This window comes from Aerococcus mictus (assembly GCF_003286595.3).
Classification (GTDB): Bacteria; Bacillota; Bacilli; order Lactobacillales; family Aerococcaceae; genus Aerococcus; species Aerococcus mictus.
Genome location: NZ_CP132985.1, coordinates 1,936,681 through 1,953,484 on the forward strand (window position 1 = coordinate 1,936,681; position 16,804 = coordinate 1,953,484).

Sequence of the window (16,804 nt, forward strand, 5' to 3'; positions counted from 1 at the left end):
TAAATAAAAATCGATAAGCAATGAAATCATTACTTATCGATCTTTAACTATTTTATAATTATAAATTATTCTAAATTTGCATGTCGTTTACTCATTGTTTGATTAGTTTCTTCAAGCATTTCTTTTAAAGAAATTACAATAGCATCACAAATGATAAGGCTGGTCTGTTCAAATAATGAGCCCATCGGTTGTCGTGATAATGAATTATCTGCAGAACTTTTGCTATTTGCAGAAAAAATAATGGCTTCGTCTGCTAATTTATAAAGTTCCGTATTCGTTTGTGAACTTATCAATATAATTGTAACACCTATTTTTTTTGCCTTTTTAGCAGTAACAATTAATCGATCAGTTGCGCCAGATGAAGAATTTAATATTAAGACATCATTTTTATTAGCTGGTGGAGCGGTAACTTCTCCAATAATACTCACATTGAGCCCAAGATGATTTAAACGATTAGCAAACATCTTCATTACGCAACCAGATCTCCCTGCTCCTAGTAAAAATATATGATTAGCATTTATAATCAGATTATTTATTTTTCCAAAATTATACAACGCTAATTCTTCTTGATGCATGTTAAGTTCTTTAAGAATCGAGACGTAATTTCTATATGTTGAATTGGTCATCATTTATCAAGTTCCTTTATTAAATTTTGAATTTGACGACCGGGTGATTTGTGATTGAAGATATAACCCCCTGAAACAATATGATCGCAACCTGACTCTTTTAGTGAAGTAATCACTTTATTATCTACTTTACCATCGGACTGAATAACAAATTTATATCCTTTATCTTTTCTAATTCGATTAAGTTTTTTTATTTTTTCTAAACACTCTAAGTGAAATTGCTCCTCTGATCTGCCTGGGTTAGCAGTCATAATTAATACTCTATTGATTTTGGGTAGTAATTCCTCAATAGCATTAAGTGAAGTTCCAGGATTAACTGCAACAGAAGCATCAATATTTGCATTTTTTAAAGTGTTGACAATATACATTGAATCACTAGTTGCTTCAATATGAAAAGTGATACCATCTGCCCCAGTATCTAAATAATTTTCAATTTTTCTTTCTGGAGAAGAAATCATCAAGTGAATATCAAAGTATAGATTTGATAACGGTCGAATATCTCTAATTAATTTAGGACCATTTGCTTGATCAGGAACAAAATTTCCGTCCATTACGTCAATATGAAGCTCAGTAATACCGTTTTTTTGAAAAATCTCTTGATTCTTTTCAAATTCATATAATTTACTATTTAATAATGAAGGAGCAATAATCATAGGTATCCCCCCTTATTCTTCGCCCATAATCAAAAAATTCACAGTACGGCTACGCTCTCTTAGCTGATCCCAATCAACAAAATATACACGACCAAGATTACCTGTTAACAACTTGTTATTCTTAATAATAATCGTCATAGAATTGCTTCCAAAAATTGATGAGCGAATATGCGCATCAGTATTCAGCATTACCCATTTTTCTGCGGGATAGTTAGGATCAGAAAGATTCATTCCAAACTCAATGTGCTTTTCTCCAGGACTGTTATAATCATTTTCCGTTTTCATTGGAGGAGCAATCTTATCCATAACATTATTGAAATCTACTTGTAGATATTCATCACCAAAAAAATTAATATCATGCATATTTTCTTCAAAATATAAGGAACAGGTTGTATGAGGAGTAGTAATTACTAAGATACCATCTCTGACTTCCGCTTTCTCAAGTACTTTTTTGATTTTTTCAAAAATGTCATGGTAAGAGGGCCTGCCTGCAACTGTATCAATAGTCATAAAATCATGGTAAATTTTCATGATTACAACTCCAAACGTTCTTCAAGTTTATTATAAATAATGTCAGTATTCATTCCTGTTAATAGGCCTAAGCCATTAATCACTTTATTTTTAACATTTTCAGGAACAACCGTTGTGCTGACAACAGCATCATATTCATCTAAATGATGAAGCTCATCAGCAATTTTAGATTGATAAATTTTTACTTGATCATCTTTCCCGTTACTTTTAAGCCAATTTTGAATTTTAGAAACAGCAATAGTTGAGGTAGCATGTCCAGCTCCACAAACAACTAATAATTTTTTCATAGTTAATCTCCTTTAAATATTCTTAACTGAAAGTCTCAATGTCTTTAATTTTGCTGAAGTAAATAGCACAAGTAATTACTATTACAGCGTAAATTCCAATTCCTATTATCCCTAGGTAATTGTATGCAATTACTAGTAGCCCTACAGGCCATAAAGCCGCTAAAAGCATAGTTGCTAATCCACTAGTTCCTATATCAAAACTGGCAAGATTGAAGACATCTGTAATAATAGGTGCAAGCCAGGTTGACATATATAAGCAAAATATAACGTAAATTGAGCTTCCTATAATTGATCTCATCACGTTACCCTTAAAGAAAGGAATCATTAAACATATCGCAAAAGCAAAGAACGCTAAATCTCCGAAGGGCAATACTTTATTACCTGGCAAAATTAAAGCTAAAACTAGAGAAATTGGAACAAGTAGAAGAGATGTAGACATTACTGTTGAATGTCCAACTGTTAGAGCCGCATCCATACCAATTAAAACCTCACGCCCTTCTAAGCGACGATTGGCAAATTCTTGAGCTGCCTCGGCTATAGGCATTAACCCCTCCATGAACATTGCAACCATTTTTGGCATGATCTTCATAATAGCAGCCGTTGACATTCCGAGTGTGCCTATACCTGCTACATCATAGCCAGCAAAAATACCAACAACAATTCCGATAATTAAACCAATAACGACAGTATCACCAAAGATTCCGAAACGTTCAGTTAAAGTTTCAGCATCCATATCTATCTTGTTAAATCCAGGGATTCGTTCAAAAATCCAATTGATCATTATAGCAAAAATTGCACCAGAAGTTGCCATCATGTGACTAATAGCAATACCAGGATATCCAAAAAACTCACTAACCGTTCTTTGAGTAAATGTTGCAAAAGTCCATTGGAGTATAACAGCGATTATTGCTATAAGTAGTCCATAAGCAAATTTTCCTGTTATTGCTTGTCCGACTAATCCCATAAAAATCGGAAACCAAAAGTTCCAAATATCGACATTTAATACTTTCGTCCACCCTAAATAAATAAAAATAAAGTTAATAATTAATGATATTGGAATCATTAAAATACCTAATGAAGTGGAAAAGGCCAATGGTCCACCTACACCAACACCAATATCTAATATATTCAATGATGCACCATATTGCTGCCCCATATCTTGAATTGCAGCTCCGAGACTGTTTGATAATAAATCTAAAACTAAGCCAAGGCCGATACTACCAATACCTACTGTGATTCCAGAAATAAAAGCTTTTCCAGGCTTTAGCCCAAATAATAAACCAATAATAAATATAATTATAGGTAAAAATACATTTGATCCTAATGAAATGAACCATTCAAATGCATTTAATATAATATCCATAATTCTCCCTCTTTCTATTGAATTCCAAGACTGATCAATTTATTTTTAAATATTTCTTTATCTTCAATCCTCAATAAATCATGAACTTCATTTTTATTTTGAAATAGAGACATTAAATTCTGTAGCATTTCAAGTTGCTCATGGGCCTCCTTCATAGTGATCATAAATACCATTTGAACATTAATAATTTGATTAGGATCTGTCATACTACGAAATTCTACGGGTTCTACTAAAGTCGCATAACATATTTGAGATTTATTAACATGCGCACCATCAGTATGAGGAATAGCAAATCCATACCCATTTATTTCTAAGCCAGTAGGATAATTATCTTCTCTTTCGAGAATAGCATTTCTAAAAGAACCCTTAACAATGTTGTTTTCTTCAAGAATATCAATTAAATTATTCATTAATTCTTTTGAATTTTTTTGTTTTACATGTAATATTCCTAAGTTTTTGTCTAAATACATATTTTCCCTCCTAATTAATAAATCGATTTATCCATTGCGTCTTATCTTTTATTTCTAGGAGTTCATCAACTAATTTTTTGTTATTAATTACTGGAAACAGTTCTTCGATAACTAATTTTATCTTGTTAGTATCTTGATCATTAAAGGTAATCATAACTATTAATTGCACTTTTCCTTTTCCCCATTTAATTGGTTTATTTAATGTTGTAAAAGATATAGAAGATTCTATAACAGTGTTTGGATTTGCGTGAGGTAACGCAATTCCATTTTCTAAATTAGTATCCCCTAATTTTTCTCTTTCAAAGATTGACTGTCTAAATTCTTTTTTTACCATCTTCTTCTGTTCTAATTGAGTAATCATAAAATCTAGTAGTTCTTCTTTACTTGTAGAATCTATATGAAGATTTATTAGGTCTTTATTCATAAATTCTAATAAAGTAGGAGCTTTTATTTTTTCAGATGGACTGTAGTTGTTTTGTTCACTAAGTAGTAAACTGTATGCATTTAAAATGCTTTTATAATCTTGTGAAGAAAATATAGGCGAAACTTTAATATAATTCCTTTTAAAATCTCCTAAATCAATGGTAGTTATTATTAAATCAACATTTTTTAAGTTAACCTTGTGTAACTTATTAGCATTAGCAATTTCAATATTATCTTGGTTTGGTAAAATCCGTTTTACTTTTTGGTAAATAAGTTGCGCAGAAGACATACCATACTGACATATAATTAAAATATTTTTAGACTCTGACTGTTTCTCTAATGCAATTTGAAAATGAATTAAAATTAGAGAAACTTCATGATCATTGAATGAAACATTATATTTTTTCTCAAAATCTCCAAGTAAATACCATAAAATGCTAAAAAGCTCCATATATTGAATTTTTATAGAATCTAGCAATGGATTCTCAATTTGTATTCCCTTTTCTAATCTCATCAGCATTGGAGGAAAGTGTTGGTATAACGAAAATAGCAAATGTCTATCCTCCATTAAATTAATATCCTCTATCATACTGACTTCATTAATTAAGATTTTTACGGAATTCTTGATATTATCATCGATATTTACTATATTTTTTTGTATTCTATGAGCATAAAGTTGTCTTGTAATATAAGTTTTATCTTCGATCTGATATTCAATTTCAAAGGTCTGTGAAAGCTTATTGACTAAACTTTCCGCTATTGGATAGACTTCTAAATATTTAATTGAATCTAATAAAAGTTCTTCCTGCGACTGAATCTGATGATCAATCTGTATCCTTGACAAATGAATAAGTAAGACACTAACCAAAGATCGATAATAATAGTTGGATGCATCTCTAGCGAAACCATCAATTTCATCCTTAAGCAATGAATCAACATACTGTATCGATTCTTCATCGAATAATAACTTAATCACTTGCGTAAAAGATAGATCAGATTCATTGTTTGAAAAATAAAAGACAATTGCTTTAATTGCTTTTTGAAGAGTCTCCTCGTTCCCAATGAGTGCCAGTTCGTGTTTAGAGGATTCAATATACGAGTCTGTGCCATCAATGATCTCATTTAATACATGAATATCTTTATAGATCGAAGTTTTACTCACAATAAAAGCTTCAGAAAGGTAGTCCAGACTGATATCTTGATTTGTGAAAGCTAGTAATTTAATTATTATTAAGCGTCTATTAGAAGGATCGTAAATATCACAATCCAATAAATTGCTGCTTAATAAGTTTGTTTGTATTATAGATATATCTCCAACAATTTTAACTCCTGCTGATGGTTTTCTTTGGACTTCTCCTCCATTTTTTTTAATAAACTCATTTATAATATCTAAATCCGAATAGATTGTCCGTGCTGATACAGACATTCTTTTTGCATAATAAGAAGCAGGTTGATAGCTATGTTCACTAAGCATCGATTTCAGTAGTTTTAACTGTCTACTATTCATAACTCTCATCCTTTACTAGCTAGATCTTCTTTAAATATATCCTAGCATCTACACCTAATGAAGGCGATTACAGCTTTTTCAACATTGATTGTTGATAATAAGTAAATATCCATTAAAATGGTTATACTAAGAGATAGCCTATACAATTTAGTATTTATTATATAACCACTATCTATTATGATCTTCTAATATATATTATTAGTTATTTTTAGTATAAATCATTATTTAGGCATCCTTAATAAGAAATTTCCTATTTCTACAAAACTATAAAATTAAGTATTTTTAAATAATATTTACTAAATTTTCATTAAAAGAATAGAATAAGGGAACCTATAGTTGCTTATTGCATCTATAGGTTCCCTATTTCATTAGAATATACATTTAAGTTCACTTAAATATTTGAATTGTCATACATATTTTATTAAATACCTATCCTAAATCAAAAATCCATAGCTTGATAGAGTTTCAATCGGTTATTATTTTTTACAAATATTAGGTGGAGTAAATTCAACTTATTAATAAATTAATCTTAATTTTTTATATTCTATCAATTATATATAATTCAGTTTATTATATTTGACCATCTATTACTATACATAATGAAAAAAGCACCAAAAGATAAACTTTCAGTGCTTATTAAAAAGATCCTATATCTATTCCTACTTCACCACATGCGAAACAATCAATTCCACTTGGCCTTCAAGCCTTACTTCCGTCACTTCATACGGTAAAATGAAGGATTGTCCTTTTTTAATGGAGTAGCCATTGTCATTAACAAACAGTTTCCCCTGGCCCTCAACCACAGTAGCTAAATAATAATCTTCAGGTAAATCAACCTTTAATTCGCCATCCACATGCCAACGGTAGACAGCAAAATCCTTACCAGTGACAAAATGTTTGATGGAACTCTTCCCATATTTCTTTTCCCATTCATCTAATTCAGGATCTTGATGAGGAACCTGAGCAACATCCAAAGATTGCTTGAGATGGAGGTCGCGGAGCTTACCATCCTTATCTTTACGGTCATAATCATACACTCGATAAGTGGTATCTGAATTTTGTTGGGTTTCTAAGATAGTGATCCCCTTACCAATAGCGTGAATAGTTCCTGCCGGCACATAGTAGAATTCGCCTGGCTTTACATCCACATAATGCAAGAGTTCCTTCCATTTATGATCTTTTATCATCTCTTCAAACTCTGCTCTACTTTGGGCATTATGTCCATAGACAATTTGGGCCCCAGGCTCGGCTGCTAAGATATACCAACTTTCAGTTTTGCCGAGTTCATTCTCATGCTCTAAGGCATAGGCATCGTTAGGATGAAGTTGGACAGATAGGTCATCCTTAGCATCGATAATTTTTACCAATAAAGGGAATTTCCCACCCTCTTTTCTGCCAAAGAGTTCAGGTTCTTTATCATAGAGCTCTTGCAGAGTTAAACCAGCAAATTCTCCTCCAATAACGGTTGCTGGCCCATTAGGATGGGCACTGATTACCCATGCTTCCCCTGTTGTCTCAGAGGGAATATCAAAATGATAGTCATCACGTAACTTGGTCCCACCCCAAATTTTTTCATGCAGGGCAGCTTGTAAAAATATAACATCCATAACGCTTGTTTCTCCTTTATTACTGACTCACTAACTATCAATCAGCAGGGTCTATTCTACTGTGATTTCTTTAAACAATTGATAGAGTTCTTCTTTTGTCTTTGCATTCATCACTGCAGTCCGGAAATCATCATTCATTAGCTTCCGCGATAGCATTTGTAAGATTTTGAGGTGGGTGTTCCCTTTTTCGTGTTCAGGAACTAAGATCATAAAGACCATATTAGCGGGTTGGCCGTCCATACTATCCCAGTCGATCCCCTTTTCAGAATAACCGTAAAGCACTTTTACTTGGTCAATTGCCGCTGATTTGGCGTGGGGAATGGCTAATTGCTGACCGACTCCGGTGGTGCTCTCTGCTTCGCGGGCTTCTAGGGCTTCGAGGACGGTTTCCTTATCATTGATAAATTGATCGATTCCCTTAAAAGCTAACATTTCCTTAAAGGCTTCAGTTTTTGTACTTGCCTTAAGATTGAGATCCATTAAATGTTCTTCAGTAATATCCGTTAAATCATGAATACTGTTTACTGCTCCTTGGCTTTCTGTCGTTTCTTGATCACTTTCACTAGCTGCAGCACTTTCAACTTCAGCAGTGGCCAGGCCCGGATTATCTGCAATATTTTGCTTCAATAGTCCGATTAAGGCCACACTGACAGCGACCCCAATCAAAACAGCAATAGTAAACCAGCCGACATTATCCACTGCTCCTAGCACTGCAACAATAGGGCCTCCATGAGCCACGTGGTCGCCAACACCGGTCATCATGGCAATGATAGCCCCAACGATGGAACCACCCATGATAGACGGAATCACACGGAAGGGGTCTTGAGCAGCAAAAGGAATGGCTCCTTCAGTAATCCCAAATAGTCCCATTAAAAAGGAAGCTGTACCCGTTTGCCGGTCAACTTCAGTAAATTTCTTCTTATAGAGGTGTGCAGAAATCCCCATGGCTAGTGGAGGGATACAAATAGCTACCGCATTGGCACCCATGACACTATAGGATCCTTCAGCGATTAAGCCTGAACCAAAAAGAAAGGCCGTTTTATTAAAGGGACCACCCATGTCGAAGGAAATCATTGCTCCAATAATGGCACCCAAAAAGATCTTACTACTACCTTGTAGGGAAGCTAACCAATGGGTCATGGCATCAAACATTGCGGCAATTGGTGCTCCAATTAGGAAAATAAAGATAAATCCAACCACTAAACTTGAAATAATCGGAATAAAGATAATGGGCATCACTGTTTGCATGGCCTTTGGCACCTTGATCGATTTGATCCATTTAGCCACGTAACCAGCAATAATACCGGCAATAATACCACCAATAAATCCAGTGTTAGCTTCACTCCCATAAAAGCTCCCATTGACTGCAATATAACCACCGACCATACCTGGTACTAAACCGGGACGTTCAGCAATTCCGTAGGCCGTATAAGCAGCTAGGATAGGAACCATAAAGGACATGGCTGCTCCACCAATATTATTGACATGGAACCAAATACTATCTTCAGGAATCACGAAGCCTTCTGGAGTCGCTTCTCCGCCTAGGGATAGGGCTATAGCAATGAGGAGCCCGCCGGTAACAACAAAAGGAATCATAAAGGAAACCCCATTCATGATACTCCGGTAGATAGTTTTTCCAACACCCATTTCCTCTTTTTCTTCACTTTTGACGGCTTGACCTTTCATTACTTTGCCCTTGCCATCTAAGATGGATTGAATTAATTCTTCCGGGCGATCAATCCCTTGTCTAACAGCCACTTCAATGACTCTTTTCCCCGCAAAGCGTGACTTGTCAATATCGGTATCCGCTGCAATAATTATTCCTTCAGCTTCTTCAATTTCCTGATATGTGAAATCATTTTCAACACCTATCGATCCATGGGTTTCAACCTTAACGTCAACCCCCATTTTCTTCCCTGCTTCCTCCAAATTTTCGGCAGCCATATAGGTATGAGCAACTCCGGTTGGGCAGGAAGTGATCGCTAAAACTTTCTTAGCCATCCTTCTATCCTTCTTTCTATTGATAATAAATAAATTATAGCGCTAAACTTTTCTCGATAGTCTCCTTTCTATATGAAAACCCTTTTATCTCCACCCTAAAGTATACCATCTCCCAATACATTTTTGGCAAAGAAAAATCACTCCATGACTGAAGTGATTTTAAGGATTCTATCATTTTTTATTTAAGCAAATTCTCAATCGCCGCCTGTAGCTGGCCTTCATCGTTTACTGATAGGTCGGCTTGGCTATCTGCTTGATCTTGTTGATGGTAATTTAACCAGATGCTGTGCCAGCCCGCAGCATGAGCCCCTCTAATATCATGCTGGTAAGAGTCACCAATGTACCAATAATCATAATCTTCGCCAATAATTTGCTTCATATAATCAAAGATTCGCGGGTCAGGCTTTTCGATACCAATGTCTCCCGAGACAACAATGCGATTTGAGGAAAACCAGCGACCTAGGTCTAAATAGCGCGCTTTCTGCCATTGGCGGTCACTTAATCCATTAGTAATAATCCCTAAAGGAACGCCCTGATCAATCAACCAATAAAAGACTTGTTCCAATTTGGGAGAAAGGCTCATGGTCGCTTGACTTTGACTGTATAAGTGTTGCCAGTGATCAGCCTCCTCATCACTTATTTGAATCCCTATTTCTTTCATAGCTAATTGAATGCGGTCCCGCCACATCTCTTGATTAGAGTAATCCCCTTGAGCTGCTCGATCATAGGCTAGATTACTCATCCTTTTAAATACTTGATAATCGAGCTGATCAGGGTCAAAGTCCCGTCTTACCTCCTTAAATTTCTCATTAGCCTTCTTAAAAATATCACTCTTTTGATAGAGGGTGTCATCTAAATCCCAAACTAAGCATAGTTTTTTTGCCGTCATCGACTTACTCCCTTCCTTATTAAAAACAAACTCCCAACCAATAACTGTGGCCTAATTGTACCTACAGTTATTTGTGGGAGTGTTTGCTAAATATTTTCCTGATTGATATTTTTCTTAGTGAAATGAAGAATGATTGCTGCAACAATAGCGCCGATAAAAATAGCTAGTGTATACCAGAGCTTACCATTAACAACAGGTAGGACGATTAAGCCGCCATGAGGGACTAAACATTCAACCCCATTCATCATTCCAATGGCACCACCTATTGCACTACCAATAATAATTGCCGGTAAGACACTCTTCATATCTTTTACAGCGAAGGGAATAGCCCCTTCAGTGATGCCGATAAGGCCCATAAAGAAGGTCGATAGACCTAAATTCCGGTCCGATTCGTCATATTTCTTCCCATCAATAAAAGTAGAAATAGCAAGGGCCAACGGGGGAATTGCACAAGCAATCCGATGGGTACCATTTGGCGCATAAACACCTTCTGCCATGAGAGCGATGGTAAAGGCTGTGGCCGTTTTATTAATTGGTCCACCCATATCAACCGCTGTCATAGCGCCAATCAAGACTCCCAGAAGCAGTGAACTTCCTCCCTGCATATCTGATAGTAATCTGACTAAGGCATCCATAAAGGCTCCAATTGGAGTAGCAATGAGGTAGACATAAAGCATCCCAATCACAAAAACCGTTGCAATAGGAACAATTAGGATAGGCATGATGGTTTTTAACATTTGTGGAACTTTCCAAGTCTTAGGCCAACGAACAAAGTAACCCGCTAAGACGCCTAGAATCATAGCTCCTAGAAAACCCGTTTTTACTTGATTAGCGCCAATAGGATTATTAGCAACATACCCTAAAATCATCCCTGGCACTAAGCCCGGTTTACCGGCCAGACTATGGGCAATATAGCCTGCTAGCAAGGGGATCATCATGGCAAAGCCGGCATTCCCTAATTCGTTCAAATTTCTCATGAAAGGATTGGTGATTTCTAAACCAGCGTCTGTCGCTGTACCCGTTGATAAAGCAACGGCTAAAAAGATCCCCCCCACAACCACTGCGGGAAGCATATAGGAAACACCTGTATTAAAAGCTTTCTTTAGGTCTTTCCAAATTTTATTATCTTTCATTCTCTTCTCCCCCTAGCTATAATTCTTCTAATTGGTCAAAGATAGCTTGAGGGTTTTTAATGACTTCACCGGGTTCTACGGTGAGTACTTTATTTTGATTTTCTTTTTCTTCAAAGCGTTCTTCGTCTTCAACTTCAATGGCTACTGCAAAAATAACTACATCCGCTGCATCAATTTCCTCTTGACTTAACTCATTTTCAATCCCCATGCTCCCTTGGGTTTCCACTTTGCATTCATAGCCTCTCGCTTTAGCTTCTTTTTCGATTGCTTCCTGGGCCATATAAGTATGGGCAATGCCCGTTGGACAAGCTGATACTCCGACAACTTTCATGGTGAATCCTCCCTAATCTCTATTCACACTAAAATCAATTTCTTTAAAAAATTCATACAATTTGTCTTGACTACTTTCTTTAGAAATAAAGGCTCTAAAGTTTTCATTTAATAAGTTTTTACTTAATTGGGCGATAAAGCGTAAATGAATATTATCCACATTACTTTCAGGGACGCCAATTAAGAAGATTAATTTCACTTCATCACTATCATTCCATAGCATGGTATCCTTCAAACGAAGAAAACCGATAAAGGGTCGGTTGACCGCCTCAGATTTACCATGAGGAATAGCTACTTGATAGCCTACAGCAGTCGAAACCTCAGCTTCACGTGCTAAGACCGCTTCTTCCATTTGTTTCACATCATTGACTAAGTTAGCTTCCTTGGCTTGGCTGACCAGATGATGGATGGCTGCATCTCTATTTTCAACTTCTTCGTCTAATAAGATCATTGCTTGAGGAACAATAGCATCGATTTGATTTTCCATGTCATCCTCCTTCTTTTTCTTCACTATTCTAAATCGGCATGACGAGCAAACATAGAATCTGAAGTTTCACCCGTCCGATCCATTAATTCCAGGATGATCCCGTCACCAGTTAAGAAGAGTAACTGTTCAAAGGCTGAGCCCATGGGTTGGATGGAAGTAATATCCATTCCAGAATGTTGTAATTTAGGGGATACCCCAGGAAGTAAGACCACAACATCGGCTAATTTAGCAATGGTCGATTCCACATCCATAGTTAAAATCGCAATCTTAACGCCATTCTTTTTCGCCTTCTTGGCAGTGGATACCAAGCTATCGGTTTCACCGGATCCAGAACCAACAATTAATAAGTCTCCTTCATGGGTGTGGGGGTTAGTAATTTCTCCAATCACACTGACAGAGAAACCTAAGTGCATCAAACGGTTAGCAAAGCCACGAATGCCTACTCCTGACCGCCCAGCCCCGGTTAAGAAGATATGGTTGGCCTTTAGGATAGCTTCCACCAGGTCATTTAATTGATCATCATTTTCATAGGCAACGTTGTGTAGTAATTCTTCTAAAATTTCTTTAACATAATTTTTTGCACTCATGATTAAGCCTCCATTTGTTCTTTCAATTCTTTTGCTGCTTGAACGGGGTCATCGGCGTGTAGGATACCTCCACCGACAATGATTATTTGAGGATTGTATTGCATGTAATCAGCAACCGTGTCTACTTTAATTCCACCGGCAACAGCAGTAACGGTGTTATCGACGTGTTTACTCATCTCTGCTAAGTCTTCTAGTGGGGTACGGCCCGCTGCTTGAGCGTCAACACCCGTGTGAACAGCAACCACATCGACTCCTAATTCTTCTACTTCAGCAACCCGTTTAGCAATATCGGTAATGGTAATCATATCGACCATGACTTTAGCATTGGCTTCTTTAGCCGCTTTAACAACGTCTTTGATGGTTAAGTTGTCTGTTACCCCTAAGACAGTCACGTAATCGGCCCCAGCATCAAAGGTTTCCTTAGCTTCAAGGTAACCCGCATCCATAATCTTAGCATCGCAGAGGACTTCAACTTCAGGCACAGCTGCTTTGACTTGGCGAACCGCTTCCATACCGTACTCCATCATAAATGGGGTCCCGATTTCAACAATATCAATATAATCTTTCACTTGTTTTACGAGTTCTAAGCCTTTTTCTAAACTAATATCATCTAAAGCGAGTTGTAATTTTGCAGTCATTGTTAGTATTCTCCTTTTTATTTTTTATTATGCCTTTAATGCGTCAGGGATAGTTACTTTCAGATAAGTACAATCTCCCTTAATGGTTACTTCATCTAGTGACGCAGGAATAAGAACGGTTTCAATCTGTTCAACAGCCAGATTTTTCCCAGCGTCCTCGATGGTGGCACTACCTTCAATAAAGATTAAGATAACAGGGCCGCCATCCGTTGTTTCCTTGATGCTGTCTTTCACTTGGACACGGTTGACTTCAAAATATTTTTGGTCAGCAATCTTAGCTTCGCTATAGTGGTCGTTTTCTTCTAAAATCTTGGGATCGCCCGTATCCGGCTGATAGTTCAGGTCGATACATTCAATGCCTTTATCAAGATGCAATTCTCTCGGCTTACCGTCCTTACCTAAGCGGTCGTAGTCATAAATCCGATAGGTGATATCACTCGATTGTTGAATCTCAATAAACTGACACCCCTCACCTGGAGAATGCACAGTCCCAGGTGGTAAATTAAAGAATGAATCCTTTTCAATCGGGTATTTACCTAGATAATCAAAAATATTTTTAGAGTTTGCCTTTAATTCTTCCTTAGTTACTCCTGGTTTAACACCACAGACCGCAAAGGTATCTTGGTCCTTGTCTAGGAAGTACCAGAGTTCACCCTTACCATAGGGGTAATCTTCTAATTCTTGGGCCTGCTCATCATTAGGGTGAACTTGAACTGAAGGACGGGTTTTGGTATTTAGAAATTTAATCAATAATGGAAACTCGTCAAAGCTATCAGCGAAGCTTCCTAAAATCCCTGTCTTATCCTCATTAAATACATCGACTAATTGTTTACCAGCTAGGTCACCGTTAGCGATCACACTAGGGCCGTTAGGATGAGTCGATAACTCCCAACTTTCTGAAAATCCTTCCTCTTGGTCAGAAACTTTATTGTGCTCTGGGCGGTTGACATTGCCCCAAATATGATGTTTATAATTATCTTCAAAAATCATTGGATATAAGTTGAGCGCCATTACATTTCCTCCTTTTGTATATTTTTATCTTTTTCTCACTTGTATTGTATAATTAATACATACATTTGTAAAGCGCTTTCTTTACTATTTTTTCAGTGTTTATGCTTGGAGAATATAAAAACCACTCCAATCGCCCGTGTTGAAGGCATTTGGAGTGGTATAAAAATTATTATCTATTCTCCTAACTGTATAATTTATACATATAGTCGTAAAAAAAGAGACCGTATTAGTAATTTTTACTATCGACGAAATGACTAATTTGTTCAAGCTGTTGGGTATAGTGATCATAGTCACTCAAAATGATTCCAATATATAACATATCGATCAGAGTCAAAAGCGAAATACGTGAAACCATGGTCTCACTGTATAAAGAGGTTTCATTATCACCGGTGAGAAGAGAAATATCAGCATATTCATTAATAAAATGGGATTTATAGTTAGTCAAAGCAATCGTTTGTACCCCTCTTGACTTTGCTAATTTCAGGGTATCCACGGCATCCATTGTGGCTCCAGAATGAGAAATCCCGATCAATAAATCATCCTCTGTGTAGGAGTGAACAGCCAATTGCTGTAAATGAATATCTGAATAATAAGTCGCTGGTATGCCGATACGGATCAGACGGCTGACAAAGTCTAAAGCAACACTGGAAGACGTTCCTATTCCATAGATACTTACCCGTTTGGCTGAAATAATTTTTGTAATGGCCTCTTCAAAATCATTCCTATCTAGCAAGTTCAAGGTATCCTGCATGCCTCGTATAGACTTGTCCACCACCATCTTGGGAACATCACTTAAGGAATCTTTAGGCGAAAAATCGAGATTGACACGAGAATTTTTCTCAAAGCCATTGTCTTGGTTCTGTTGTTGACCCGTTTCTAGTAAGATAGCCTTCTTAAATTCACTGAAGCCAGAGTAGCCAATGGTGTGCGTAAAACGAACCACACTAGGAATACTAACTCCCGATTTAGCCGCTAAATCAGACAAAGTATGATTCATGACCTCACCACCATGATTTAAAATATAATCAGCGACTTTTCTCTGTGAATTGGGCAAATGATTATACTTTTGCTTAATCAGTTCTGCTATGTTGGTTTCCATCAATACACCTCCTTAGTTAACCATTCACGATAAATCATATTATAGCAGAAAGCACTTTCCTGCAAAATATAAACACATTTTACTCATTGGAGATAATTATTTATTTCTACACCCATTAACCCCATAGAAAAATTAATAATTTTCTGTCACTAAAAAATTATTTATAAATTTCTTGCCTTTCTTTCTCTTCTTCCCGTATCATTGTTATATATACCACGAGGTGAACACATGAACAGTAAAAAAGATCTTATTCGAGTGGCTAAACTCTACTACTACCACAACCTGACCCAGGAAGAAATCGCTGACCAGGTGGGCATTTCTCGCATCAAAGTCTCCCGTATGCTCAAAAAAGCCCGTGATATGGGTATTATAACCGTCGTTGTTAATGACACCCCTAACTACGAGCATGTTGAACGCACCATTAAAGAAAGTTTTCAACTTAAAAACGTCATGATTACGGATATCCATAACCATGACGTCCGCGGATCCCTAGCCCAAATGGCTGGCTCTTATTTAAATACTATTCTTGAAGAAGGCGACACGATCGCTGTGGGATGGGGAAAGACCCTACAAGAATTGACCAAGTATTGCTACGGCAATCTGAATAAAAAGACGCTCTTCACTCCCCTGATCGGCGGTCACGGAGATAAGAACTTCAACCGCCATTCCAATTCCATCGCCAACCAATTTGCCGAAAACTATCTGGCCAAGTCAGCTACCATCCTAGCCCCAGCCTTCGCCCAAAGCCAAGTTGCTGCCGACATGTACATGCACGACCCCAACGTCTTGGCCACTATTGATAGAAGCAGTCAAGCCAACATCGCCATCTTCAGTATCGGTAACCCTAATGACGAAGAAAATAATATTATCTCGACCGGCTACCTGTCCGAAAAAGAGACAGCCCTCATCAAGGAAAGTGATACCACGAGTGATATTGCCTCCATTATTTTCCTTAACCAAGAAGGTAAAGAAATCCTTCAAGAGTTAGAAGAACGCCGCATCAGCGTCTCCCAAAAGGCCTTTGCTCAAATTGACCGTAAAATCTGTATCGCTGGCGGGCGAAAAAAACATATAAGTATTCTCTCCGCCATTAAGAGTCAGTATGTTGATGAATTGATTACAGATATTGATACGGCCCGGTTCTTGACGGAGAATATTTAGC

At 36.9% G+C, this 16,804-nt stretch carries 18 protein-coding genes; 1 reads left to right on the forward strand and 17 read right to left on the reverse strand.

Annotated features, from left to right (window positions below; all coding sequences use genetic code 11):
* Positions 1-65: 65 nt before the first annotated feature.
* The 17 genes from hxlB (DBT49_RS08895) to DBT49_RS08975 form a co-directional block, all read right to left on the reverse strand.
* Positions 66-629 (reverse strand): 6-phospho-3-hexuloisomerase, encoded by a 564-nt coding sequence (gene hxlB, locus DBT49_RS08895; protein ID WP_083300432.1) that lies wholly within the window; start codon positions 627-629, stop codon positions 66-68.
* Positions 626-1,279, reverse strand: a complete 654-nt coding sequence (locus DBT49_RS08900) for a ribulose-phosphate 3-epimerase (protein ID WP_070558883.1) — start codon at positions 1,277-1,279, stop codon at positions 626-628. Before DBT49_RS08900 ends, hxlB (DBT49_RS08895) begins: the two co-directional genes overlap by 4 nt.
* A gap of 12 nt (positions 1,280-1,291) precedes the next feature.
* Positions 1,292-1,810, reverse strand: coding sequence for a YjbQ family protein (locus tag DBT49_RS08905; RefSeq protein ID WP_070558885.1), 519 nt, complete (start codon positions 1,808-1,810; stop codon positions 1,292-1,294).
* 2 nt (positions 1,811-1,812) lie between these two features.
* Complete coding sequence (locus DBT49_RS08910; RefSeq protein ID WP_013668975.1) at positions 1,813-2,097, reverse strand: PTS sugar transporter subunit IIB; 285 nt, start codon at positions 2,095-2,097, stop codon at positions 1,813-1,815.
* Between the two features lie 22 nt (positions 2,098-2,119).
* On the reverse strand, positions 2,120-3,460 hold the full coding sequence (locus DBT49_RS08915) for a PTS galactitol transporter subunit IIC (RefSeq protein WP_013670126.1): 1,341 nt from the start codon (positions 3,458-3,460) through the stop codon (positions 2,120-2,122).
* A gap of 14 nt (positions 3,461-3,474) precedes the next feature.
* On the reverse strand, positions 3,475-3,930 hold the full coding sequence (locus DBT49_RS08920; protein ID WP_070558889.1) for a PTS sugar transporter subunit IIA: 456 nt from the start codon (positions 3,928-3,930) through the stop codon (positions 3,475-3,477).
* A 10-nt stretch (positions 3,931-3,940) separates the two neighbouring features.
* Complete coding sequence (locus tag DBT49_RS08925; RefSeq protein ID WP_181646021.1) at positions 3,941-5,860, reverse strand: BglG family transcription antiterminator; 1,920 nt, start codon at positions 5,858-5,860, stop codon at positions 3,941-3,943.
* Between the two features lie 659 nt (positions 5,861-6,519).
* Positions 6,520-7,467: a mannose-6-phosphate isomerase, class I gene (manA, locus tag DBT49_RS08930; RefSeq protein ID WP_013668684.1), complete on the reverse strand. Its 948-nt coding sequence runs from the start codon at positions 7,465-7,467 to the stop codon at positions 6,520-6,522.
* A 51-nt stretch (positions 7,468-7,518) separates the two neighbouring features.
* Positions 7,519-9,468, reverse strand: a complete 1,950-nt coding sequence (locus tag DBT49_RS08935) for a fructose-specific PTS transporter subunit EIIC (protein ID WP_013669673.1) — start codon at positions 9,466-9,468, stop codon at positions 7,519-7,521.
* Positions 9,469-9,646: 178 nt separating this feature from the next.
* Positions 9,647-10,357 (reverse strand): HAD family hydrolase, encoded by a 711-nt coding sequence (locus DBT49_RS08940; RefSeq protein ID WP_013668581.1) that lies wholly within the window; start codon positions 10,355-10,357, stop codon positions 9,647-9,649.
* An 86-nt stretch (positions 10,358-10,443) separates the two neighbouring features.
* Positions 10,444-11,490, reverse strand: coding sequence for a PTS fructose transporter subunit IIC (locus tag DBT49_RS08945; RefSeq protein ID WP_111872456.1), 1,047 nt, complete (start codon positions 11,488-11,490; stop codon positions 10,444-10,446).
* 16 nt (positions 11,491-11,506) lie between these two features.
* A complete protein-coding gene (locus DBT49_RS08950) occupies positions 11,507-11,821 on the reverse strand; it encodes a PTS fructose transporter subunit IIB (protein ID WP_041705804.1) in 315 nt (104 codons plus the stop codon).
* A gap of 12 nt (positions 11,822-11,833) precedes the next feature.
* On the reverse strand, positions 11,834-12,307 hold the full coding sequence (locus DBT49_RS08955; protein ID WP_013669325.1) for a PTS sugar transporter subunit IIA: 474 nt from the start codon (positions 12,305-12,307) through the stop codon (positions 11,834-11,836).
* Positions 12,308-12,330: 23 nt separating this feature from the next.
* The gene (gene hxlB, locus DBT49_RS08960) at positions 12,331-12,894 is read right to left on the reverse strand and encodes a 6-phospho-3-hexuloisomerase (RefSeq protein ID WP_013670107.1); all 564 of its coding nucleotides are present in this window, start codon (positions 12,892-12,894) and stop codon (positions 12,331-12,333) included.
* A 2-nt stretch (positions 12,895-12,896) separates the two neighbouring features.
* Positions 12,897-13,532 carry a 3-hexulose-6-phosphate synthase gene (hxlA, locus tag DBT49_RS08965; RefSeq protein ID WP_013669197.1) on the reverse strand — a complete coding sequence of 212 codons (636 nt, stop codon included), beginning with the start codon at positions 13,530-13,532 and terminating at the stop codon, positions 12,897-12,899.
* Between the two features lie 27 nt (positions 13,533-13,559).
* Positions 13,560-14,543 carry a type I phosphomannose isomerase catalytic subunit gene (locus tag DBT49_RS08970; protein WP_013669916.1) on the reverse strand — a complete coding sequence of 328 codons (984 nt, stop codon included), beginning with the start codon at positions 14,541-14,543 and terminating at the stop codon, positions 13,560-13,562.
* Between the two features lie 226 nt (positions 14,544-14,769).
* On the reverse strand, positions 14,770-15,642 hold the full coding sequence (locus DBT49_RS08975) for a MurR/RpiR family transcriptional regulator (RefSeq protein WP_013668902.1): 873 nt from the start codon (positions 15,640-15,642) through the stop codon (positions 14,770-14,772).
* Between the two features lie 228 nt (positions 15,643-15,870).
* Here DBT49_RS08975 and DBT49_RS08980 point away from each other — a divergent pair, with 228 nt between their 5' ends.
* Positions 15,871-16,803 carry a sugar-binding transcriptional regulator gene (locus DBT49_RS08980; protein WP_013669770.1) on the forward strand — a complete coding sequence of 311 codons (933 nt, stop codon included), beginning with the start codon at positions 15,871-15,873 and terminating at the stop codon, positions 16,801-16,803.
* Position 16,804 lies beyond the last annotated feature (1 nt).